The sequence below is a fragment of the Streptomyces sp. NPDC056361 genome, from assembly GCF_042262805.1.
Lineage (GTDB): Bacteria > Actinomycetota > Actinomycetes > Streptomycetales > Streptomycetaceae > Streptomyces.
Map to the genome: position 1 here is coordinate 1 of NZ_JBHJQI010000150.1, position 21,003 is coordinate 21,003.

Annotated in this window: 16 protein-coding genes and 3 pseudogenes; 10 read left to right on the forward strand and 9 right to left on the reverse strand. The window is 68.7% G+C overall.

What is annotated here, in order from left to right; genetic code table 11:
- Positions 1 to 79, forward strand: a pseudogene (locus ACFCY7_RS33540) (IS5/IS1182 family transposase); the annotation flags it as partial.
- 233 nt (positions 80 to 312) lie between these two features.
- Here ACFCY7_RS33540 and ACFCY7_RS33545 read toward each other — a convergent pair.
- Both ACFCY7_RS33545 and ACFCY7_RS33550 read right to left on the reverse strand, forming a co-directional pair.
- A complete protein-coding gene (locus tag ACFCY7_RS33545) occupies positions 313 to 1,389 on the reverse strand; it encodes a winged helix DNA-binding domain-containing protein (RefSeq protein WP_376489846.1) in 1,077 nt (358 codons plus the stop codon).
- Between the two features lie 19 nt (positions 1,390 to 1,408).
- Positions 1,409 to 2,143, reverse strand: coding sequence for an alpha/beta fold hydrolase (locus ACFCY7_RS33550; protein WP_376489847.1), 735 nt, complete (start codon positions 2,141 to 2,143; stop codon positions 1,409 to 1,411).
- Between the two features lie 80 nt (positions 2,144 to 2,223).
- On the opposite strand from ACFCY7_RS33550, the gene ACFCY7_RS33555 reads away from it, so the two are divergent.
- Positions 2,224 to 3,207, forward strand: coding sequence for a helix-turn-helix transcriptional regulator (locus ACFCY7_RS33555; RefSeq protein WP_376489848.1), 984 nt, complete (start codon positions 2,224 to 2,226; stop codon positions 3,205 to 3,207).
- Positions 3,208 to 3,284: 77 nt separating this feature from the next.
- On the opposite strand, the gene ACFCY7_RS33560 is transcribed toward ACFCY7_RS33555, so the two are convergent.
- Positions 3,285 to 4,349, reverse strand: a complete 1,065-nt coding sequence (locus tag ACFCY7_RS33560) for an IS30 family transposase (protein WP_376489849.1) — start codon at positions 4,347 to 4,349, stop codon at positions 3,285 to 3,287.
- Positions 4,350 to 4,590: 241 nt separating this feature from the next.
- Between ACFCY7_RS33560 and ACFCY7_RS33565 the strand changes: the two genes are divergently transcribed.
- Positions 4,591 to 5,949: a hypothetical protein gene (locus tag ACFCY7_RS33565; protein WP_376489850.1), complete on the forward strand. Its 1,359-nt coding sequence runs from the start codon at positions 4,591 to 4,593 to the stop codon at positions 5,947 to 5,949.
- 49 nt (positions 5,950 to 5,998) lie between these two features.
- Here the strand turns inward: ACFCY7_RS33565 and ACFCY7_RS33570 are convergent.
- Together ACFCY7_RS33570 and ACFCY7_RS33575 are read right to left on the reverse strand one after the other, a co-directional pair.
- A pseudogene (locus tag ACFCY7_RS33570) lies at positions 5,999 to 6,562 on the reverse strand (Tn3 family transposase); the annotation flags it as partial.
- A 586-nt stretch (positions 6,563 to 7,148) separates the two neighbouring features.
- On the reverse strand, positions 7,149 to 7,364 hold the full coding sequence (locus ACFCY7_RS33575; RefSeq protein WP_376489851.1) for a hypothetical protein: 216 nt from the start codon (positions 7,362 to 7,364) through the stop codon (positions 7,149 to 7,151).
- Between the two features lie 301 nt (positions 7,365 to 7,665).
- On the opposite strand from ACFCY7_RS33575, the gene ACFCY7_RS33580 reads away from it, so the two are divergent.
- Together ACFCY7_RS33580 and ACFCY7_RS33585 are read left to right on the forward strand one after the other, a co-directional pair.
- Complete coding sequence (locus ACFCY7_RS33580) at positions 7,666 to 8,175, forward strand: hypothetical protein (protein WP_376489852.1); 510 nt, start codon at positions 7,666 to 7,668, stop codon at positions 8,173 to 8,175.
- On the forward strand, positions 8,172 to 10,493 hold the full coding sequence (locus ACFCY7_RS33585) for a tetratricopeptide repeat protein (RefSeq protein WP_376489853.1): 2,322 nt from the start codon (positions 8,172 to 8,174) through the stop codon (positions 10,491 to 10,493). The genes ACFCY7_RS33580 and ACFCY7_RS33585 overlap by 4 nt, the downstream gene beginning before the upstream one ends.
- 458 nt (positions 10,494 to 10,951) lie before the next feature.
- Here ACFCY7_RS33585 and ACFCY7_RS33590 read toward each other — a convergent pair whose 3' ends face one another.
- The gene (locus tag ACFCY7_RS33590; protein ID WP_376489854.1) at positions 10,952 to 11,599 is read right to left on the reverse strand and encodes a DUF1963 domain-containing protein; all 648 of its coding nucleotides are present in this window, start codon (positions 11,597 to 11,599) and stop codon (positions 10,952 to 10,954) included.
- 551 nt (positions 11,600 to 12,150) lie between these two features.
- Between ACFCY7_RS33590 and ACFCY7_RS33595 the strand changes: the two genes are divergently transcribed.
- Both ACFCY7_RS33595 and ACFCY7_RS33600 read left to right on the forward strand, forming a co-directional pair.
- Positions 12,151 to 13,010, forward strand: a protein-coding gene (locus tag ACFCY7_RS33595; protein ID WP_376489855.1) for an IS5 family transposase whose coding sequence is annotated in 2 segments (ribosomal slippage) — positions 12,151 to 12,490 and positions 12,490 to 13,010 — 861 coding nt in all. Because the reading frame shifts where the segments join, the coding sequence is not laid out codon by codon here.
- A gap of 45 nt (positions 13,011 to 13,055) precedes the next feature.
- Complete coding sequence (locus ACFCY7_RS33600) at positions 13,056 to 13,322, forward strand: hypothetical protein (protein ID WP_376489856.1); 267 nt, start codon at positions 13,056 to 13,058, stop codon at positions 13,320 to 13,322.
- Between the two features lie 176 nt (positions 13,323 to 13,498).
- Here ACFCY7_RS33600 and ACFCY7_RS33605 read toward each other — a convergent pair whose 3' ends face one another.
- Positions 13,499 to 14,650, reverse strand: coding sequence for a HEAT repeat domain-containing protein (locus tag ACFCY7_RS33605; RefSeq protein WP_376489857.1), 1,152 nt, complete (start codon positions 14,648 to 14,650; stop codon positions 13,499 to 13,501).
- Between the two features lie 90 nt (positions 14,651 to 14,740).
- On the opposite strand from ACFCY7_RS33605, the gene ACFCY7_RS33610 reads away from it, so the two are divergent.
- Both ACFCY7_RS33610 and ACFCY7_RS33615 read left to right on the forward strand, forming a co-directional pair.
- Entirely contained in the window at positions 14,741 to 15,430 is a 690-nt protein-coding gene (locus tag ACFCY7_RS33610) for a hypothetical protein (RefSeq protein WP_376489858.1), read from the forward strand.
- Positions 15,431 to 15,471: 41 nt separating this feature from the next.
- Positions 15,472 to 15,600 (forward strand): hypothetical protein, encoded by a 129-nt coding sequence (locus tag ACFCY7_RS33615; protein WP_376489859.1) that lies wholly within the window; start codon positions 15,472 to 15,474, stop codon positions 15,598 to 15,600.
- A gap of 2,755 nt (positions 15,601 to 18,355) precedes the next feature.
- On the opposite strand, the gene ACFCY7_RS33620 is transcribed toward ACFCY7_RS33615, so the two are convergent.
- Together ACFCY7_RS33620 and ACFCY7_RS33625 are read right to left on the reverse strand one after the other, a co-directional pair.
- Positions 18,356 to 18,532, reverse strand: coding sequence for a hypothetical protein (locus ACFCY7_RS33620; RefSeq protein ID WP_376489860.1), 177 nt, complete (start codon positions 18,530 to 18,532; stop codon positions 18,356 to 18,358).
- 265 nt (positions 18,533 to 18,797) lie between these two features.
- Positions 18,798 to 20,092 (reverse strand): annotated as a pseudogene (locus ACFCY7_RS33625) (IS701 family transposase).
- Between the two features lie 186 nt (positions 20,093 to 20,278).
- Between ACFCY7_RS33625 and ACFCY7_RS33630 the strand changes: the two are divergent.
- Positions 20,279 to 20,581, forward strand: coding sequence for a hypothetical protein (locus tag ACFCY7_RS33630; protein ID WP_376489861.1), 303 nt, complete (start codon positions 20,279 to 20,281; stop codon positions 20,579 to 20,581).
- Positions 20,582 to 21,003: the final 422 nt, after the last annotated feature.

Consider the following 21,003-nt stretch of genomic DNA (forward strand, 5'->3'; position numbering starts at 1 on the left):
CCGGAAACTCCGCTGCAGCACCAACCGCATCACCGACATCGTGAAGGCTGTTCTTGTTCTTCACCACGCATCAGCGTGAAGTTGGAAACGGCTCAGTGTCCTCACCGAAAGAGCAATGCTCTGCGGGCGGCTGGACGTGCCGATCAATACCGACCCGCAAGACGCGCGGGCTGCGGCGGCGGTGATGGTGATGGTGACGGAACTCGCGCGCGACTTGCGGAGCCTCTGATCATCCCTCGTCCCCGGCCGGCGGCGCGAACGCCCGCGAGCCTGGCGTAGACCCCGTTTTCTTCGCCTCGGAGCGCGATCCGGTTACGCGGTGGGCTGCAGGAAGCGGACGATGGATGTCTTCTCCCCGTCGATTCCCAGCTCGATCTGTCGTGGGACAGGTCCGAACGCATCCACCTGGATGGAGCGCGCGCCGGAGCCGCGAGTCCAGGTGGCGATGGCGAGGCCGTCCGCGAGGACAGTCGGCCGGATGACGCCGCCTCCTGGCCAGACGCGGGCCTGGTGGGGAGCGGGGACGGATGCCTCGCGGGTACGGTAGCCGACCAGGTAGTTGTCGTAGGCGGGCAGCAGGCGAACGTCCGGGATGTCAGACGCGGCGATTGGCTCCTCCACTCGCCGGGCGAGCATGGTCAACGTGCCGTACTCGGCGATCACGCCGGACTCCGCCAGGTTTCTCCAGGCCCTGCGCGCCCAGGTGACCGGTAGCCCGGACCAGGCGGCGAAGTCCTCGAGCGTGGCGGGGGCGTGCTCGGCTAGGTAACAGCGGGCCAGCTCGGCCAGGGCGGCGTCGTCGTCCGGTCGGGAGTCCTGGGTGGCGGGCAGCCAGTCGTCGAGCAGCACATAGGTTGCCTCACCGGCGCGCTGCGGGCCGTGGCAGAGGACGCCGGTGAGTGCGGCGTGCCGGATCAGGTGGAAGGGCACCTGCCCGTCCGGCGGGACGCCGAGGGTGGTGAGGTGCTCGGTCAGGCTGGCGCGGGTGAGTGGGCCGTGCGTGGCGAGGACGTGCCGAAGGAGGCGGTCGGATCGCTGGCGCAGGTCGTCGGCCAGGCCGAGCTGGTGGTAGCGGCGGCCGGTGCCGGCGATGATCCGGGGAGCGAGCAGCCGCAGGACCCAGCGGGCGTCGTCGCTGGGGATGGCGTGCAGGGTGCCGCGCATGTACCAGCCGCGGACGATGCTCCGCTCCTCCTCGTACGCCGTACGGATGGCGCGGGCGGTGATGTCCCGCCCGCGAACCCGGATGCCGAGGTCGGCGGCGGTGGCGTCCTGGGCCTGGATGGCGAAGACCCGGCGGACCACCGCCGCGACGGAGGCCTCCTGTACCCCGCCAGCCAGGGCCTGCGCGCGGGCCCGCAGCCTGCGGACGCTCCCATGGTCAAGCATCGGGTTGTATCCGTCTCGGTCAGGAGGCGGCCGTGTGGAGCATGCCGGCGAGTTCGGCGGGCGCCGACAGCATCGGCCAGTGCCCCGTGGCCAGGTCGAAGCGCCGCCACGGCGGCTGGTTGAGGAAGGCCAGCATCGGCACCCCGGCATTCAGCAGGCCAGTGAAGTCGCGGCAGGCGATCAGGACACGGTCCACGCCGGGACCGGGCTCGGCGTGGCCGGCGAGACGCTGGGTGTAGGTGCCGAACGGATGCGGGGTGGCCCGTGCGCGCAGCACGTCCCGCCGGTCCTCGTCCAGGCCGTCGAGGCTGCTGGCCAGGCCCAGGATCTCGAAGGGCGGCATCGGTAGCCGCCAGCCGTCGCCATGGGTCTTGACCTGCTGGCCCAGCTGGTCCGCCGCCTCCGGCGGCATGAGGTCGAGCATGCGCATGCCCGCGGCGAACGGGGCGCTGTCCACGTAGACGACCCGCTCCACGCGGTCGCCGAGGCGCCCGGCTGCCCTGGTCACCGGGGCAGCCGCGTAGCTGTGGGCGACCAGCGTGACGCCGCGCAGATCGTTCTTCTCCACGAAGGCGGTGATGTCCCCGATATGCGTGTCCAGGTCCGTCCTGGGCCCGCCCTCCTCGGCGCGCTCGGCCAGGCCGGTCAGCGTCAGCGGCAGCGCCGTGTGGCCGCGCTCCCGCAGGGCGCGGGCGGTGTCTTCCCAGGCCCACGCGCCGAGCCAGGCGCCGGGAACGAGTACGAAGGTGGCCATGTGATCTCCCTGAAGTAGGTGCTGCCTGGGAGCGTAAAGTCGATACAGGACAGAATCCGCCCTGTAAGGCTGAGTGATCCATGTCGCATCCCCTCACCCGCGTGCTGACCCTGCTGGAACTCCTTCAGTCGAACGTCGGGCTTACCGGGCCGGCGCTGGCCGACCGTCTCAGCACCGACGTCCGCACGGTCCGCCGCTACACCGCCCACCTGCGCGACCTGGGCATCCCCGTGCAGGCCGAGCGCGGCCGCTACGGCGGTTACCGACTGGCCCGCGGCTACCGGATGCCGCCCCTGGTCCTCACCAACGACGAGGCCCTCGCCGTCGTGCTCGGACTCCTTGCGGGCGAACGCCTCGGAATGGGCACCACCGCACCGGCCAGCACGGGCGCCCGGGCCAAGATCGAACGGGTGCTTCCGCAGGCCCTGCGGGAACCGCTCGCCGCCATGCGCGAGACCCTCTCCTTCACCGCCAACGCCGTGATCGCGCAGGCGCCCGAGAGCGGCGTCCTGCTGGCCCTGGCCCAGGCCTCGCGCGCCAAGACGACCGTCGGCATCGACCACCGGTCGTGGCGGCAGGACCAGACCGAACGCGACATCGACCCCTACGGCGTGGTCTTCCACACCGGCCGCTGGTACGTCGTCGGCCACGACCACCTCCGAGACGACATGCGGACCTTCCGCATCGACCGCATCACCTCCGTCACACCCCGCACCTCGACTTTCACCGCCCCCGACGACTTCGACCCCGTCGCGCACCTGACCTCGACCCTCGCCCAGGGGCCCTACCGCTGGCAGGTCGAGGTGACGATCCACGGCCCCCTCGACGAGATCGCCCGTCGGCTGCCGAACACCGCCGTCACGCTCACCGCCCAACCCGTCGGCGTCCTCATGCACGCCCGGGCGGAACGCCTCGACGGCATGGCACATCTCCTCGCCTCCCTGGAATGGCCCTTCACCATCCACCAGCCCGACGAACTCCGGCCGGCCCTCAAGAATCTGGCAGCCCAGCTCATAGCAGCAGCCGACCGCACACCCGGAGAACTGTCGCGGCGGTCACACTGACCGCCGCGATGATCACATCGTGGGTCAATCGGCTCACACGACAAACTGGTCTTCAGTGTCGAGAAACGTCGGCGAGCTCAAGCGGTCAGCGCATCACCGCTGTTCAGGAGGTCAGCGTAGACCTCGGCCGGAGTGCGGTAGCCATGGATCTTGCGCGGGCGGTGGTTGAGCTCGTGGGCGATGGCGTCCAGGTCGGCCTGGCTGAACCTGCGAAGGTCCGCGCCCTTGGGCAGGTACTGCCGAAGTAGTCGGTTGGTGTTCTCGTTGGTGCCGCGCTGCCACGGGCTGCGCGGCTTGCAGAGGTAGATCGGCATCCCCGTCTCGGCGGTGATGGTTTGGTGTTCGGCGATCTCGCGCCCTCGGTCGCAGGTGAGCGTTCGTCGTAGCTGGGGCGGGATGCCGAGGAGATTCCTGGTGAGATGCGGAGTGACCTGTTCGGCCTTGATGCCGTCGGGCAGCGCGACAATGGCCGTGTAGCGGCTGGTGCGCTCGACCAGCGTGGCGACGGCCGAGGGCCGGGTGCCCATGACGAGGTCTCCCTCCCAGTGGCCCGGGATCTTGCGGTCCTCGACCTCGGCGGGGCGGGCGGTGATGGACACCATGCCGCGGATGACGCCCCGCCCGGTGGGCCGACGGGCGATCTTCGGTCGGCGCATCGGCCTGCCTGACCGCAGCCGCTGGGTGAGGCTGCGGTCGATCGCCTGGCGCCGGCGAGGGTCGTAGAGCGAGAGGTAGATCGCTTCGTGCGAGATCTGCATGGAGGCGTCACCAGGAAACTGCCGGCGCAGCCATCCTGCGATCTGCTCGGGTGACCAGCACAGAGCCAGCTTGGCTTCCACCAGAGCGCGTAGAGCAGGTCGCTGGGCGAGTTTGGCCTGTTTGGGGCGGCGCCCGCGCTCGTAGGCGGCCGCATCGGCCGACGCGGCTCGGTAGCGGTCCCGGCCGCCGTTGCGGGCGATCTCGCGCGAGATGGTCGAAGGAGATCGGCCCAGCCGCTTGGCCAGCTGCCGAGCCGATTCCCCGGCGGCGAGGCCACGGGATATTTCCTCGCGCTCGCTGCCGCTCAGATGCCGCTCTGACCGCGTCTGCGCGGCGAGGCGGACGCCGCCGCTCTGATGCAGAAACCGACGGGCGCTCTGCATCGGCGCCCCGACGCCCGCCCGATCAAGCTGAACGACTGCCCCTCGCGCCAGCGTCTCCAGATCTCGTCCTGCTGAGCCGGCGAAAACCCGTAGTCACGCACCTGTGCCTCCACGATCACATGATCATCCGAGGGTGGTGCGTTGATCACTTGAGCTTGCCATCGTTTATTGACGCCTGCCCTCACATGCGATGGCCTCGACGTGCGGGCTGTGTCAGTGGTGAGGGCTAAGGTGCGCTGTCGTGGACGCTGATGATCTTGACTACCGGGCCCGAACGCTGACGGGCTACATTCCTCCGAAGCTGGTGTCGCGGCTTCTCGAACTCGGTCATGAGCGGGAAGTGGAGTTCCAGGCTGGCCGCGGGGAGTGGTTCTGCGCACTGGAGTGGGTCCGGCTGCTCGGGAATCGGGGCCAGCGAGAGCAGGCGTTGGAGGTGCTCGCTCCGTACGTCGCCACGAACTGGTGGCCGGCGGCCCAGGCCCGGGCGGAGTTGCTGGAGGGCTGGGGCCGGGCGGAGGAGGCGATCGCGCTGTCCCGCCCGTACGCGGAGTCCGGTGACCGGCTGGCGCTGGTCTTCTTCGCGCGCCTGCTGGCCCGCCACGGCCGCAGCGGCGAGGCGTTCATGCTGCTGCGTGCCGGGATCCAGGACTGGTTCCTCGCCGAGTGCCTGGTCGACGTTGCCGCAGCGGCGGGCATGGACGAGGAAGCGGCGGTCCTGTTGGAGGCCCGGGCGGAAGTGGCGGTGCCTGCCTGTGACGACCCGGACTGCGACAACCTCCGGATGGAACCGTCCAACGCTGTCGGCCTGCTCGCCACGATCAGGGAACGCCAGGGCCGGGTCGAGGAGGCGATCGCCCTGTTGCACACCCGCGAGATCACCTCCGTCAACGGCCGTGACCAGCTGGCCGACCTGCTGACCAGGCATGACCGGATCACGGAACTGCGTGCGTACGCGGCGTCCGAGCACCACGGGCACGCCGTGCAGCGCCTTGCCGAAGTGCTGGAGAAACGCGACGACGTGGAAGGCGCGATCGCCGCCTACCGCACGTTCGGTTCCACGCCGTCCGGAATGTGGCATGTGGCTGTACCGCTGTCCGAGCTCCTGGTCCGGCACGGACGGAGCGATGAGGCGATCGAGGTGCTGCGCGCGTTCACCGAACACGAGGCGGAGGACTGGCTCGTCGACGCTCTTTGCACCCTGTACTCCGACCACGGCCGGTCCCGAGAGGGCCTGGCCCACCTTGATGCCATCAAGGCGCGAAGGGACGGCGAGGAGTACTGGGACCTCTTCCAGATGCGGCTTCCGCTCATGGCCGACTGCGGCCTGCTCGACGAAGCGATCGAGCAGGCGCGATCTCACCCCGAGGGCGACACCTGGTACGCGGCCTGGGCCCTGTCCGACATCCTTGACAAAGCCGGCCGCACTGAAGAAGCCGCCGCAGTCCTCGCACAGCACCCGGAAGTCAACAGCTCTCTTCGTGCCGAGCGCCTTATCGACCTCGGCCGCATCCAGGACGCTGTACGACTCCTCCAGCAGCCGATAAGCAAACCGGCCACACCCGCCTGGGACGGCGCCTACTCCACCGAACCACCGTTCTGACAGCTCGGGCTGGTACGCGCTACGTCTCCACCGTACGTCGCGCGCCGGTTCAGTCGTTGCCCTCGTCGTCTTCGACGGCGTCCGGGTCCCGGAGAGGGCGCAGGCCCTGGCCGGGGCCGCTGGCCTTGATGTTGAACAGGTAGCGGCCCAGGAAGTTGATGTGCCGGTCCTTGAGCGGGGAGAGGCGGGCGACGTCCTCGTCCTTGATGCCGTGGCCCTCGGCGCGGAGCTGGGCGACGGCGGCGTCCAGGTAGCGGGTGTTCCACAGGACGACGGCGTTGAGGACCAGGCCGAGGGCGGCGAGCTGGTCCTCCTGGCCCTCGCGGTACGCCTGGCGGATCTGGCCGCGGCCGCCGTGGCAGATCGCGCGGGCCAGGCGGTGGCGGGACTCCTGCACGGTGAGCTGCCGGTTCATCAGCCGGCGGTAGGTGTCGTCGACCGGGTCGACCAGGGTGAGCAGGTGCATGGTCTTGTCGATCCGGCCGTACTCGGCGAACGCGGCGCCGAGCGGGGTCGGGTGGCCCTCGCGGCCGAACATCCGCAGCAGGTCGTAGGCACGGACCTGGTTGGTGATGAGCGATCCGGCGACGCGGAGCATGTCGGGCCACCGGCTGCCCGGCCTCACGGGCCAGGACGGCGGCCGTGCGGGCGAGCTCGGTGACGAGCTTGTGCTGCTTCCGCTCGCCGCCCGCAGCTGCTGGGCGTCGAGCGTCCGGTGGGCCTCTCGCAGCGTCTCCCCCAGAGTCAGGAACTGCATGGTCTCCTCCGGCTGCTGACGGGCAAGTAGGTTCGCGGCCCACGCCGCGAGCGCGGGTCGGCGCAGCGCGGCGATCGCCTTCGCCGCCGGCGGGTCCTTCGCCTTGCGTGCCTCTGCGACGTACGCGTCCCGTGCTGCGACAAAGTCGGACGGCTTCAGCCCGTACAGCTCATCGGCTATCTCCTCGACATCCACGACCCCACTGTGCGCCGCCGCCACCGGACGGAGGGCGTCCGCGTTGCACCGGCTCCGCCAGATGCCTGGCCCGGTCACCCGCGCGGCCCGAACAATGCCTCTCCACAGGCTCATCCGCCCCATTTGCGACGTACGGTCAAAGCACGGCATCCGGCAGGACGGGAGCCCGAGGGACCAGCCGCCCGCGGCATCGCCCCCGAGCGTGGGCGGCCGGCCTTCGCCCGCCCACGCCAGGAAGTCGCGCCGGTCAGAAAACCTGTTCGTAACTGGCCGTGGTCTCGGGGCAGGCTTCGGCGAGACGGGTCAGCGCGTTGATCTCGGCGGGGTCCGCGGTCAGCCGCCAGCGCAGTTTGTCCTTGATCCAGTCGCCGGTGTACTTGCAGCGGTCCGCCGGCACCGGCAGCCAGTCCGCCGGGTCCTTATCCGCCTTCGAGCGGTTCGAGCTGCCCGAGACGGCGATCAAGCTGTCGGGCGCGCCCTGGTCGTTGGCATACGCCTCACGCCGGGCGGCCGTCCATGCAGCCGCCCCTGCCGGCGGAAGGCGTAAATCTTCAGCGCGTGGCCGTCGGGGACGGTCAGCAGGATGTGTTCGGTGCCGAACCGGTCACGCCGGCCAGGCCGCTCCCGCACACGCCGATCCACTGAGCAAGGTCAGGTCAGGTACGTGCACCCCCTTTGGGCCATCGCGAACCACCTCGGAATCCGGGTGCATCGAGTGCGTCCGCTGCCTGTCGTTCGGGGTCCGAAACGGCGGTGTTGCTGCCATGGTGGTGGTCGACACGGAGCATCGTTCGGGGGGGAGCGGGATGGAACGGTTGGGCAGGTGGACGATCGCGGGCCTGGCGACAATAGTGGGCTTCGCGATGCCCACATGGCTGGGCGGCGCTGTGGTTCTGCCGTCGGTGCTGGAGGTCGCCGAGATTCGCTGGGCGGTGGCTTCCGCATTGGGCACGGCCGTGGCGGCGCTGGTGGGCATGTGGGGGTATCGCTTTGCCACTCGCTCTCGCGAGCACGTCCCGGGGCCCGTCGTCCAGGCGACCGGTGGGCGCGCAGTCGCCATCGGCGGCCCCAACTCCGGCGCGGTTTCCACCGGCGACACCGGAGCCGGCCAGCCTGGCGCACCGGCCACCGACGGCAGCCGGAGTCCCGCGCCGCCCTCCGCCCGGCCGGCGCCGGGCACGGTGGCCGCGACGGGGGAACGGTCGATCGCCATCGGCGGCGACAACACCGGCACGCTGTCCACCGGTGACCGCCACGACGGTGCACCGTCATGAAACGGGCCTACCAGAAGGACACCGAGGAGCCCCCGGAGGCTGATCCCGCCCAGCCTCCGGCCGGGGCGAACGCGGGCGGGGACCGGTCCGTTGCCATCGCCGGCGACAACTACGGGACCGCTCTGACCGGCGACCATGCCACCGCTGTAGCGCTGCCTGCCGAGGCGTTACGACCCGCAGCCGAGGTGCACGCCCCACCCGGATTGGACACCCTCCGCAACCGCCCCCATCACTTCGTCGGCCGCACCCGTGAGCTGGAGCGGCTGGACGCCGCGCTCGCCACCCCTGGCGGGGCGGTGGTTCAGGCGGTGCACGGCCTGGGAGGAATCGGCAAGAGCACCCTGGCCGCTCACTGGGCCGCCACCCGCGACCACGGCTGCACCCCGGTCCGGTGGATCAACGCCGACAGCGCGGCAGGCGTCCAGGAGGGCCTGGCCGACCTGGCCACCGCCCTGCAACCAGCCCTCGCTCACGTACTGCCCGCGGAGAAACTCGCCGAACACGCCCTGCAGTGGCTGGCCACCCACACAGGCTGGCTGCTGATCCTCGACAACGTCAACGACCCCGCCGACATCGCCCCCCTGATCCAGGGCCCCGCCACCGGACGCCTCCTGATCACCAGCCGGCTCTCCACCCCCTGGAACCAGGCCACCACCGTGGTACGCCTGGACGTCCTGGCCCCGGACGAAGCATTAGACCTGCTCACCAACATCACCACCAGGGCAGGCTCCCGGGACCTGGACGGCGCCGCCGAGCTGTGCGCCGAACTCGGCCACCTGCCCCTCGCGATCGAACAGGCCGCCGCGTACCTGGTCGAGAACCAGCTCACCACCCCCACCCCCCGCGCCTACCTGGAGCTGCTCGCCCAGCACCCCGCGGACATGTATCGCGACGGCGCCGTCGCCACTGCCCCCGAGCGCACCATCGCCCGTGTCTGGCGCCTCACCCTGGACCGCATCACCGCCCTCCACCCACCCGCGGGCGACCTGCTGCGGGCCCTGGCCTGGTACGCCCCTGATCACATTCCCGCCACGCTGCTGGACGGCGGCTTCACCTCAGCACCCGCCCGGAACAAGGCAATCGGCCTGCTCACGGCCTACAGCATGATCACCCCCGACCCGGGTACCGGCAGCCTGAACGTCCACCGGCTCGTCCAGGCCCTCGCCCGCACCCCGGACCCCGAGGACCCCCATCGCACCCCCGACGCCATCGACCACGCCCGCGACTGCGCCACCACCTACCTCAGCACTGCCCTGCCCGGCGACGGCGGCAACCCCACCACGTGGCCCACCTGGCGCGCCCTACTCCCCCACATCGATGCACTCGCTGACCACACCGTCGAGGCCACCGACACCGCCGCCACGGCCCGCCTCCTCCACGAAGCCGGGCTCTTCCTCTGCAATCAGGGCCTGCTCGCCCGCGCGCTGAAGCACCTTCGACGCGCGCACACGAGCATGGAGCGTGTGCTGGGCCCCGACCACCCAGACGCCATGACCTCGCGGAACAGCCTCGCTTACACCTACCAGGCGGCGTGGGACCTCGACCGGGCCATCCCGCTGTACGAACAGACCCTCGCCGAACGCAGGCAGTTGCTGGGCCCCGACCATCCCAAGACTCTGATCTCACAGAACAATCTCGCGAGCACCTATCTGTCGGCGGGGACCCCCGGCCGGGCCATCCCGCTCTACGAACAGATCCTCACCGACCGCGAGCGCGTGCTCAGCCCCGACCATCCCGACACCATGACCTCACGGAACAACCTCGCCTACGCCTACCAGGCGGCAGGAAACCTCGACCAGGCGATCCCCCTGTACGAACAGACCCTCACCGACCGCGAGCGAGTAACGGGCCGTGACCACCGCGACACCATGACCTCGCGGAACAACCTCGCCAGTGCCTACCAGGCAGCGGGAGACCTCGACCGGGCCATCCCGTTGTACGAACAAACGCTCACCGACCGCGAGCGCGTGCTGGGGCCCGACCATCCCGACACCATGACCTCGCTGAGCAACCTCGCCTACGCCTACCAGGCAACAGGAGACCTCGACCAGGCCATTGTGCTGCACGAACGGACCCTCGCCGACCGCGAGCGCGTGCTGGGGCCCGACCACCTCGACCCCATGACCTCGCGGAACAACCTCGCCTACGCCTATCAAGCGGCAGGGGACCTTGAGCGGGCCATCCCCCTGTACGAACAGACCCTCACCGACATGGAACGGGTGCTGGGACCGGACCACCGCATGACGGAGGTCATCCGCGCCAACCTCGCCCATGCCATCGCCACACGGACCAGCAAGGGTGAGTCCACGCAGCGATGAACGACGTGCCGACCGCGGTTACACGGGGCCAACGTGCGATACAGGCGGTCGCCATCAGGCCCATCGCGTTCATGGGAGAGCCCGACGGCCATCCGGGCAGCGCTACAAATACGTCCGGCCGTGAGGGCCATCCCCGCGCGCGCGGGGAGCAGTTGGCCAGGGCCTCGGAGATGTTCGGCGCGTGGGGACCATCCCCGCGGGCGCGGGGAGCAGACTTCCTGAGCTGCAGTTTTACCTCACACCCAGCCCCAGCTGAACCACTTTCACCGAAACCGACAAAACACCCGCCAGGTCACGCGACCACTCCCCACCAGGCAGCACACCGACCTGACTCACCACGTCGAGACCACCCCCGCAAGTGCAGGAAGCAGAAGTGGTTCGACCTCAACGGTGGCCGGCAGACGGGACCATCCCCGCGCGAGCGTGGAGCAGATCTAACTAGTCAGTTTCACCAGCGGTCACGAGCAGTCGAACCAGTGTCCGATAGGGCGCTCAGGGCACGTACGGCACTCGAAGATGTAGACACCTCCGGCGTCGCCAAGGCACAGTCCGGCGGGGTTGTGGGCATCGCCCTTCCAACGCAGGCCGCTCGAATCGTTCTCGTCGGCTCGGTCCTCTTCGGGAAGCCACGTGCGCCAGGACTCGCCGTCGAATTCCCAGCTGGCGACAGTCAGGAGATGCTCCATCCGACTGCCACACCCTTCGCAGTCGGGCCAGTACGGTTCCTGTGTCCAGCTCGGGTAGCCACCCAGCTTGATTCCTGGGGCCTCCGCGAGGTGGTAGGAGTACCTCAGGCCGGTTTCTGCCAGCAGCGTGTCGAAGCGGTCTCTCAGCGCATCGTAGACGTCATCAGGCAGGTCCCAGCTCGGGTACTCGGTCACCTGCTCGGGGTGAACCACACAGGCAGCCGGGTACCAGTCCTCGGGAAGCCCGGCCGCCGGTTCCGGGGTTGGCAATACGTCGCCGATCGCGCCGGCGTCCCGCCAGTGGACCTGGGGCAAGGGGTTGCCGAAGTCTCCATGTGCGTAAGGGCACCACAAGACCTGGAGCAGGTCCGTCCCCTTGGGAAAGGGCACGCCAGGCGCGTCGACACGATGGACCTGCACGATGGGAACCAGGGATACAGCGGGTTCCGGACCACTCCCAGAGCCCATGTCGTAGTGCGCTTCCCCGCACACCGGCCATGGCTCCCCGGCAGGCCAGAGCAAAGGACCTCCGACGGAACTGTCCTTGCAGGTCGGAGAACCGGGACGTGGGTGCAGGCGGACGGACTCGCGGCGGAAGGGGAGCAACTCAGGAAAGAGGCTCTCCACGTCCACCGGACGGCCAGACGTGTGGCGGGACATACGCCGGACTCTAGAACCCAGGTACGACAACCAGTCCGGCAGGTGCATAACGGCCGGCATATGGTCGGCACCTGTCACCATCCCTGTGTGTTAGACGACACTCTGCGTGGTGATGAAGTGGAGTGACGGCGACACTCTTGTTGTGCACAGGGTGTAGCGGTGTCTGGGTTCTGAAGGTTGCTTCGTGTGCGACGACACCGTGAGCATGAAGAGCTCATGGACAGCCGGCGGACGGGGCCACCGGCTACGTCGTTCCATCCTCAGGATTAGGGCCTGTCTTCAAAGGGGTCTGATGGGGGATCACGTGGGTCATGGTGCGTCGTCATGAGCTGTCGGATTTGGAGTGGGAAGCGCTGTCCGGGCTGCTGCCGCGGTCGTCGACCGGGCGGCCGCGGCTGGATGACCGCAAGGTACTGAACGGGATTGTGTGGAAGCTGCAGACCGGGTCGGCATGGCGGGATGTGCCAGAGCGGTACGGGCCTTGGCGGACGCTCTACACGCGTTTTCGCAGGTGGGCGCTTGACGGTACGTTCACGCGGATGCTCGTCGCGGTGCAGGCCGAGAAGGACGTGGCCGGTGACATCGACTGGCTGGTGTCGGTCGACTCCACGATCGCGCGAGCCCATCAGCACGCTGCCGGCGCCCGCAAAAAGGAGCGGGGGCGGGGGACGAAGTATGTGATCACGCCCTCGGACGATCCCGAGGCGGACTGACCACGAAAATCCATCTCGCCTGCGACGGCCGGGGCCGGCCGCTCGGCTTCGTCCTGACCGGCGGCAACGTCAGCGACTGCACCCGCTTCGAGGACGTCCTGGACACCATCAAGGTCCCTCGGACCGGGCCGGGCCAGCCTCGCACCCGCCCGGACCACATCCTGGGAGACAAGGACTACAGCTCCCGCAAGATACGCGCCTACCTCCGCAAACGCGGGATCGGCCACACCATTCCAGAACGCCGTGACCAGCGCGGACATCGCGCCCGCCGGGGACGCGACGGAGGCCGACCGCCCGCTTTCGACAAGCAGCTCTACAAGCACCGCAACGTCGTCGAACGCTGTTTCAACCGCCTCAAGCAGTACCGGGCGATCGCCACTCGCTATGACAAAACCCGCGAGTCCTACCAGGCAGCCGTCACCCTCGCGTCACTCCTACTCTGGGTCAGACCTCTTTGAAGACAGGCCCTAGCTGTCGAAGCCGGCGTTCACCGTATGGCCCTCATGAAACGCCACGTCGACCTGAAGAACGAGTTCTACGAGCGCGTCCGCACCGAAACCCGCCAGGTCCCCGAACCTGAGAAGCGACTCCGGGAAACCGTCACTCGGCTGAAGGAGACCATCGCCGACCAGAATGCCGAGATCCAGGACCTTCGCCAGCGGATCACTCGGCTCACCCTCGCCGCAGCTGTGCTCACACACGACCAAGACCAACCGGGACCAGTCCTGAAGGACATCGGCAACATCCTCCACCTGCGCCCGCCGACCTGAAACCCAAGCTGCCTGGCTGCGCATGTGGAAACCAGGAACGGTTTTCGCAGGGTTCTGAGAACGCGGGAGGGTCAGTCGCCCGGCAAATGTTGCCGAGCAGTGAGAACACGCCTTGGTCTCCTCGTGCCACCTGGCCCTGGGTTCAGGATGAACGGCAGGCGAGGCGAGCGTCGAACTCAGGTCGATGCGGTGCGCGCGCGAATGCGGTGCGCGGTCCGCAGCCCCTGTTTGGCGGCGGTTGCCACGAGGCCGCCGAGGGTGGTCCTGGCGAGGTCGTGTGCGGCGAGGCGTTCCAGCGCCGGCAGGGCCCGGTCGTCGGCGGTGGAGCCGAGAGTGCGGCATGCCAGTGCTCGGAGGTCCGGGTCCGGATCAGTGGTGAGGGTGATCAGGTCGTCCACCACCGGCGGGCCGAAGGCAGCGATCGCTGAGGCGAGATAGCTGGCCTTCGGGTTCCGGCGTTCCGTCATGACCTGCCAGAGCCCAGCGAGTGCCCGGTCGCCGCCGATTTGGCCGAGCGCCTGGGCGGCTCTGCTGCGAACCCAGTCGGTCTCGTCGTTCAGCCTGGCTGTCAGGGCAGGCACAGCGGCCGGTTCCTCGAAGAGGCCGAGCGCCTCGCAGGCGCCCTCGCGGACCATCGGATCGGGATGCTCCAGCAGGGCGGTGATCAGCGGAACGGCCCGGCGGAAGCCGAGTTCGGCACAGGCGAGCGCCGACCACCGCACCCCGCGGTGCCCGGTGTCGGCGAGCGCGCGCAGGAGACCCGGTTCGACGCTCTCGTCGCCGAACAGGGCGATCCGGTTGAGCGCCTTGGTCCAGACGGTGACATCCTGCGTCCGGTGGTCGGAGACAACCTGGGACAGGGCCGCCTGGGCCTGCGGATGGCCGAGCTCGGCCCACTCCAGCAGGGCGTCGATCGCCCGCAGCCGGATTGTGCGGTGCCTGCTCAACTCGGCCGCGTGGACAGTGACGAGGGAAGCCGGTCCGTCCGGCGGGGGGCCGAGTGCGTCCCCGAGCGGGCTGGCGAGCGGTGGTTCGAGCTCGCCCAACTGCAGGGCCAGTGGGCCGATTCGGGTACCAACATCCGTGTCGTAGAGGCCGTCGCCCCGCAGGTTCGCGGCCAGCTTGGCGACCGTACGGAACAGGAGCCATGCCGGGTCCGATGGGGAATCAGCGAGGGCGTCGAGTCGGCCGGACATCGCCGCGGTGACGGCGGTCGGCGCGCGGCCGGTGGCCTCCAGGACCGCCTCCGCCCAGGCGAGTGGCTCGCCCTGACGCTCGTAGAGCTGGCGACCCCACAGGCGGAGGACGGCGTCACGATGGTCGGTCATTCCAGGATCGTTCCAGCAGGGAACACCGACAGCCAACGGATTTTCCCGTGCATCCCTGCACACAGCAACTTGACAGGGAACAGCACGAACGTGGAGCCCCGCATTCGGGCCGGACTGGTGGAGCGGGCCCGCCGGCGCGGGCGCCCCATCGTCGCCCTGCGCTTCCTGCCCCACCTCGACGCCTGCCTGACCCTCAACGCCCTGCGGCCAGCCAACCTACGCGTCCCCGAGGACACGCTGCGCTGGCAGCACGGCCTCGCGAGAGAGGCCACTCCGGACGCGCTGCTCCAGGAGGGCTTCGCCTCCGTGCACCACATCGAACCCATCCCGACAGGAGCCACCATGTCCAGCGACGTCCTTGCCCCCGAGCGGATCGCGGATGCCGTCGCCGTACTGCGCAAGGCGCAGCAGGGCGACCAAGAGGCACACCGAGACCTCCGCGACTACTTCCCGGAGTACGAGGGGCTGGTGATGCAGACCGATCACGTCCGCTACCTCGAACTCGCCGCCCGCGCCAGCCTGGAGACCACGCACCTCCTGATCATGCACATCGAGGCCGACACGTGGGGGGCCTCGGTGGACACCTACACCTCCGACCTCGGGATGCCGCTCGCGTCCGTGAACCTCGGGGACTACGCCAGCAGGACCGAGGCGGTCCGGGAGACGGTGCGCGCCGCGACGGACAACGGGTGGGTGCTCGCTCCCGAGCACAAGTGGGCCGACTTCGACTGCGGCGGCGTGGAGATCCACATCCCGATCCACGCGCGGCCGAAGCGCTGACCCGGGCCTGGGCTCCCCCCGGCCGTACGTGAAGGAGATCCATGGGTACCTACGAGACCGACCTCGCGGCCGCGAAGCGCTCGCGCACGGTATGGGGCTGCATTTGCGGGGCCGACAACCCGCCGTCGTACGACGCTTACCACAACTGCGACCGCCCGTCGGGGTCGTAGCGCTCGCTGTCCGCGAGGAACGCAGTCGGCTCGACGCCCTCGCCCGCTTCTTGGAAGGCGGCCGCTGGACACCGCCTGAGCTCCAGGACCTGGCCTACGGCAAGGTGCCGGTGGCTACGTAGGCGAGAGCGGAGAACGCTTGCAGCCAAGAGCGGAGAGCACTTGCTCTCTGCGGGTACCTGAAATGTTCGCGATTCGAGGGCAGCCTTCGGCTTGTTGGACCAGGCTCGTGGTGGTCGATGATGGCCGACGTGACCCCAACTCCTGCCACGTGTCCGCCTGACCACCTGACAGGTCGCCTCTGGTCCATGAGGATGCATGCATGGCAGACAGCGCAGCACTGTATGGACTGATCGGTGCGATTGGGGGCGCGCTACTGGGAGCGGGAGCCGCCGCTACAGCACCGATCCTCCAATTCAAAGGAGCGGAGCGACTTCGACGTCGGACCCTGGCTGACGCCGAGGTCGAGAGACTGGTCGCGCTGCGTCGAACCACTCGAAATGTCCTGAGGGTTCTGGTGGAAGGGGTGTCATCCCTAGAATCCGGAGAGCCTCTGAACCCTGAGGCCTTCCGGCGGACGCTGGATAGGGACCTCACTCTGGTGGAAGCCGCTGCGGACCTTGTAGCCGCTCACGGCCTAGCAATCCTTATATCCCGACATAGCGGTTCGGGAAACCGGATGCTCAGCCGTCGAAGAATCCGGCAGCGGCAAGGACTGGCTCCGTTGACGCAGGAACAGCGGACCTTGATTCCAATGATCAGGGAGACCGGCGAAGCGATCCATACTGCTCTATCCCGCAGCCACAACGCAGAGTCTCCTTCCCCGGAACTCACGAGCGAGCTGAGGTTACGAGCGCAGCAGGCAGAGCGCATCCGTGGCGAGTTGATCCAGAGCTTGCTTGACCGTATGGAAGACCTCCGACGCTTCTGAGCAAGCGCTGAGACCTCCATCCAGGCAGCTCTCATACCTGGGGCATTCGTCACGTGAAGCACAATGATCACTCAGATGCAAACACGCCTACGCTCCCGGATCTCGCCGACATCACTCTGCGACGGAGCAGGGCGCTCTCACCGCTGAGCAACAGACACTCTCGGAAGCCGTCGACAAAGCCATGCCGGAGACCGTCGCGGCCGCCGAACAGAGTCCGGCCGTCACCTCGATCGTCATCACCAACCGCACCGCCGCCGACCTCTACAGCAGCGAACGCGGCCCTGACGGGTCGTGCCCCGGCGGCCCCGGGGCCGTCCCGGCGCTGGAGGACGAACGCGCGAAGCCGATGGCGGCACAAGAGGCCGTCTCCTGGCTCGCGACGTACCGCACAGTCCTGGTCGAGATGGCCGCCCGGGGCGAGACCACCGACAAGAGCCGCCCCGTCCTGCGGCGACTCTCCCAGGACGCCGACACCGTCGCAGCCATGGCCTCACCCGACCCGAACAGCCCGGTCCGCCAGCAGCACGACGCGGTCAAACCGCTGCTGCACCTCCTCGTCGAGAACCCCGCCGTGGTCGCAGGCCCCACCCCGCTCGCCCTCCTCACCGACCCGCCTTCCACCCCGCAGGGCAGGGCCGAGAGCCGCAGACGGGACCAGCTCGCTCCGGCCGCCAGCGCCGCCGAGAAGGAGCTCCGCAGCACGTTCGCGGCAGCCCGCCAACAGCACCAGGGCACCGCTCCCCCGCCAGCAGCCTCGCCCCGCCGGCCAAGCGCGAGCGCAGCTCTCGGGCCCGCTCCACCACCACCCACGGCCGACCCTCCCCCTCCGCCAATACTGGAACCCCTCCAGCCCCTGGCAGCCAACAACCGCCCGCTCCTGAACAGCGCAAGGGACGAAGCCGGTAGGACACGACTGTCGGCTGCGTGGCCGAATTTGGCTAGGCCCCCGAGTCGGAGCACTTGGGGGTCCTCCCCGGCGCCAGCTAGACGAACCGGCCACCTGGTGGCCGTGCAGGGCACCGGGCTGCCGGGACTTGGCCCGCATGACGCCAGGGGCACCAGCGCGCGGGTAGACGGAGTCAACCTCTCCCGATGGCAACGGGACTCATCTACCCAGGCCAGAGTGCTAGAAAGCGATGCCGTACCAGTTCGTTGCCACGGTCACCACGACCATGCCCACCCCGGAAGCCGCGCCGAGGGCCGCCTTCCAGAGCAACACCTGCACCCGGCGCCGGTACCGCGGACCCCGTCCGCAGAACGGGGTTCTGGCACACATTCCGTGAGAGCGGTGGACGAGGCTCTTCTGATCGGCAGACTGGAGCGATGCGGATAGAGAACGTAGCCAGGATCCATGCAGTCCGGTTCGCCGTGACGGTCGGTGCAGTCGTCGCGGCTCCGGTTCTGTTGGTGGCCGGGACTCCGTTCCTGCGCCGTATGTTGCGTCGCTACTACCGCGAGGACGGTCCGGGGCTCGTGAGCAAAGAGGACGGTTGGGTGAGCCCGGGGTACTTCGTCGTCACCAACGTGGTTGTTCGAGCCCTCTGCTGGCCGTCGGAGTACGTACTCCGACGGCTTCGTCCTGCCTGAGCAGGGCCATCACCGGGCGGCGGTGAGGAGTACCCGTTTGCGGAGGAGCGGGAGCTCGTCGCGACCGCGTACCGGGGGTTGAGACTGGTGAGCTCGCATGTTCAGGTGTCGCGTATGCGCGGCCGAGCCCAGATGGGACTCACGCTGGGTGATCTGCGCGAGCTCGGCAGCACCCCGAATGCCGAGCGCCGTCTGCTGCGGGCCGTCCAGGCCGATGCCGGCGGGTCTATGTCTTCCCTAGACCCAGTTCGCCCAGCCAAAGGCGAAGAGGTAGGCGCGGCGAGCTGCATCCAGCCCCCGGATGCCCCGAAGGAGCATGAACACCAGAGCAACAAGGAACAAGGCGGCAAAGGATCCAGCCACGAGGGATCCGGCGATGGGTCCCGCGAACAGGCCCACGACCACACTCGCCACGATGACGACTCCTAGGCCGAAGTGCGCGGCAGGCAAGCCGGCCCTGATCACCTCTCGCAAAGCTTTGCGCTCCGCCCGCATATCAGAGGCATAGCGCTCCCTAGCCGCCTCCGGGTCAGCGACAGGTCCCTCAGGCCACTGTTCCATCGTCGTCCCCCGATCCCGTTCGAACAGAGCCTAACCCCTGGGTTACTCCCCTCGCGGCGGGTCCGCCCCTGTTGCCGTAGCGCCGAAAATCGGCCCAGATCGCGGGTTGTGCGGCCGCCTAGTACTCCAGTGCGGTTTCGTGATCTATCCGCTGATTTCGTGGGCTGAGCGTCGTCGATAGTGGCTGCGCCGGGCTGTTGCCTGGTGGCGTCTGCGCCAGCTCGACCAGTGCAGCAGCCTGGCTGGGGACACTACTGGTGGGTTGAGGATGGCGGTGAAGAGGTGACGGATCTCCGGAACGGTCAGCGATATTGGGTTGCTACCCCAGTTGTGGTGATGCGGTTCGGCGGGTCGGTCGGGGGCTGCATCGGCGGCAACGGCGGCCAGTACGACCAGCGCGAGCATGGCGAGCGTGACGTGCCGGTGCCATGAGGTCCAGTGCCTGACCTGGTAGTGATCCAGGCCGACCTGGCCCTTGGCGGCCTGGAAGCACTCTCCGATGCTCCAGCGGCTGCCGGCCACGCGGACGAGTTCGGCCAGCGGTACTGCGGTGGGTGACCAGCACAGGTAGAAGGCGAGTTCCCTGGTGGCGGGGTTGCGGCGGATCAGCAGATGGCGGTGTTCGCCGGTGCCGGTGTGGATCCAGGCCCAGTCGTAGTAGCGCGGGCCCTTCGCGCCGTGACCGGCGCTTTGCCGGTGCCAGGCCGCGGCGGGCAGGCGGTCGGCGACCGTGTCCGCACGAATCGGCGTACGGCCGGAGTTGATCCGGACCCGGACGGAGCAGGCGACGGCCAGCACGTACCCGGTCTCGCGTGCTTCCAGAGCGGCACGAAGCTGCGGGTCCTGCCCGTAGGCTTCGTCGCCCGTCACCCACGGTGCTTCCACCCCGGCGTCCAATGCGGCGGCGATTATTTCCCAGGCCAGGCGGGGTTTGGTCGCGAACTCGGTCTCGTCAGGTATCCCGGCTGCCTGGCGGCGCTCGGAATCGGTGCACCAGGAGTGCTCGGGCAGGTACAGCCGACGGTCGATCAGGGTCCGGCCCCGACCGGTGGCATAGGCGAGGAACACCCCGACCTGGGAGTTCTCGATGCGTCCGGCGGTGCCGGTGTATTGCCGCTGCACGCCCGCCGAAGCTCTGCCCTTCTTCACGAAGCCGGTCTCGTCCACGATCAGCACGCCACCATCGCCGCCGAGGTGTTCGACGGCGTAGTCACGAAGGTCGTCGCGGACGGCATCGGCGTCCCACCGCGCGTAACGCAGCAGCAGCTGCATCGGCCCTGGCCGGACGTGACCGGCCTGCTCGGCCAGCTGCCAGCAGTTCTTCCGCTCGACGCCGGACAGCAGTCCGAGCAGATACGCGCGGGCGGTTGCCCGCGGTTCCACCCGTCGGAACCGGCCCGCGATCCGAGCCATGGCCTGGTCGAACAACGCCTGCCACCGGACAGGCTCTACGCTATGGCTCGCGGCCACCGCACGCTCTTCAGGAGTCCACACAACCCCCGATGATCACGCGGTGGCCGTTCTCGCTCCAGGCCGGGTCCTGGGCAGTGCCGAACTGCTTGCTTCGGTCCGTCGGCCCCTGATCGACAAAATAGGCGCATGGACAGCGAACCTCTGCGGATCCCGCTTGATCAGCTTCGGCACGCCTTCGAGCTGGCACTGCAACACATCGAAGCGTCAGCCGGCAGCGCGGTGGCGCTCGAGCACGAATATTTCTGGTCCGTTCCGGGCGACGAACTCTACGACGTCCCCAACGAACCGAGAACGATCACGATCGGGCAGCTCTCCGAGTCATGGCAGCACCTTGAGGACCTCCTCGCCGATCCGAACCGGGCCGTGGGCCACCACCTGGTCTGGCTCGCCGATGTCCTCCGTGCGATCGGGCAGGGCACCGCCCAGTAGCCGCCACACGCGCGACGTGACGTGGAACTACGAAGTCACACTGGAGTACTAGATGGCACCTGGGGTGAACCGTGCCGCAGCGCTCCACCGAGCAGCAGAGGTGTGGCGTGGCGCGTGACGTGCGGAAGGCCGCGGGCCACGCTCGGCAGCGGCCGGGTGGCTTTGTACACGAGAACGGGTTCTGGCACAACTTCCGTGAAGTCGTACCGGCCCTCGGCGCCCAAGGCAGGCGGCCCTGGTGAACTGGCAGGTCAGCGGATCGTCCATAGGCCGGCGTGAGCCCGGGCGGCGTGGTTTCACGGAAGTTGTGCCAGAACCCCAGTTGGCTCTGGCTCACTTTCCGGGCTCTGTCGCTATTTTGGGGGTTGTTGGGCAGCTTTCAGGTGTGATGGGTGGGGCTCAGATTGCGGACCTTCTACTGC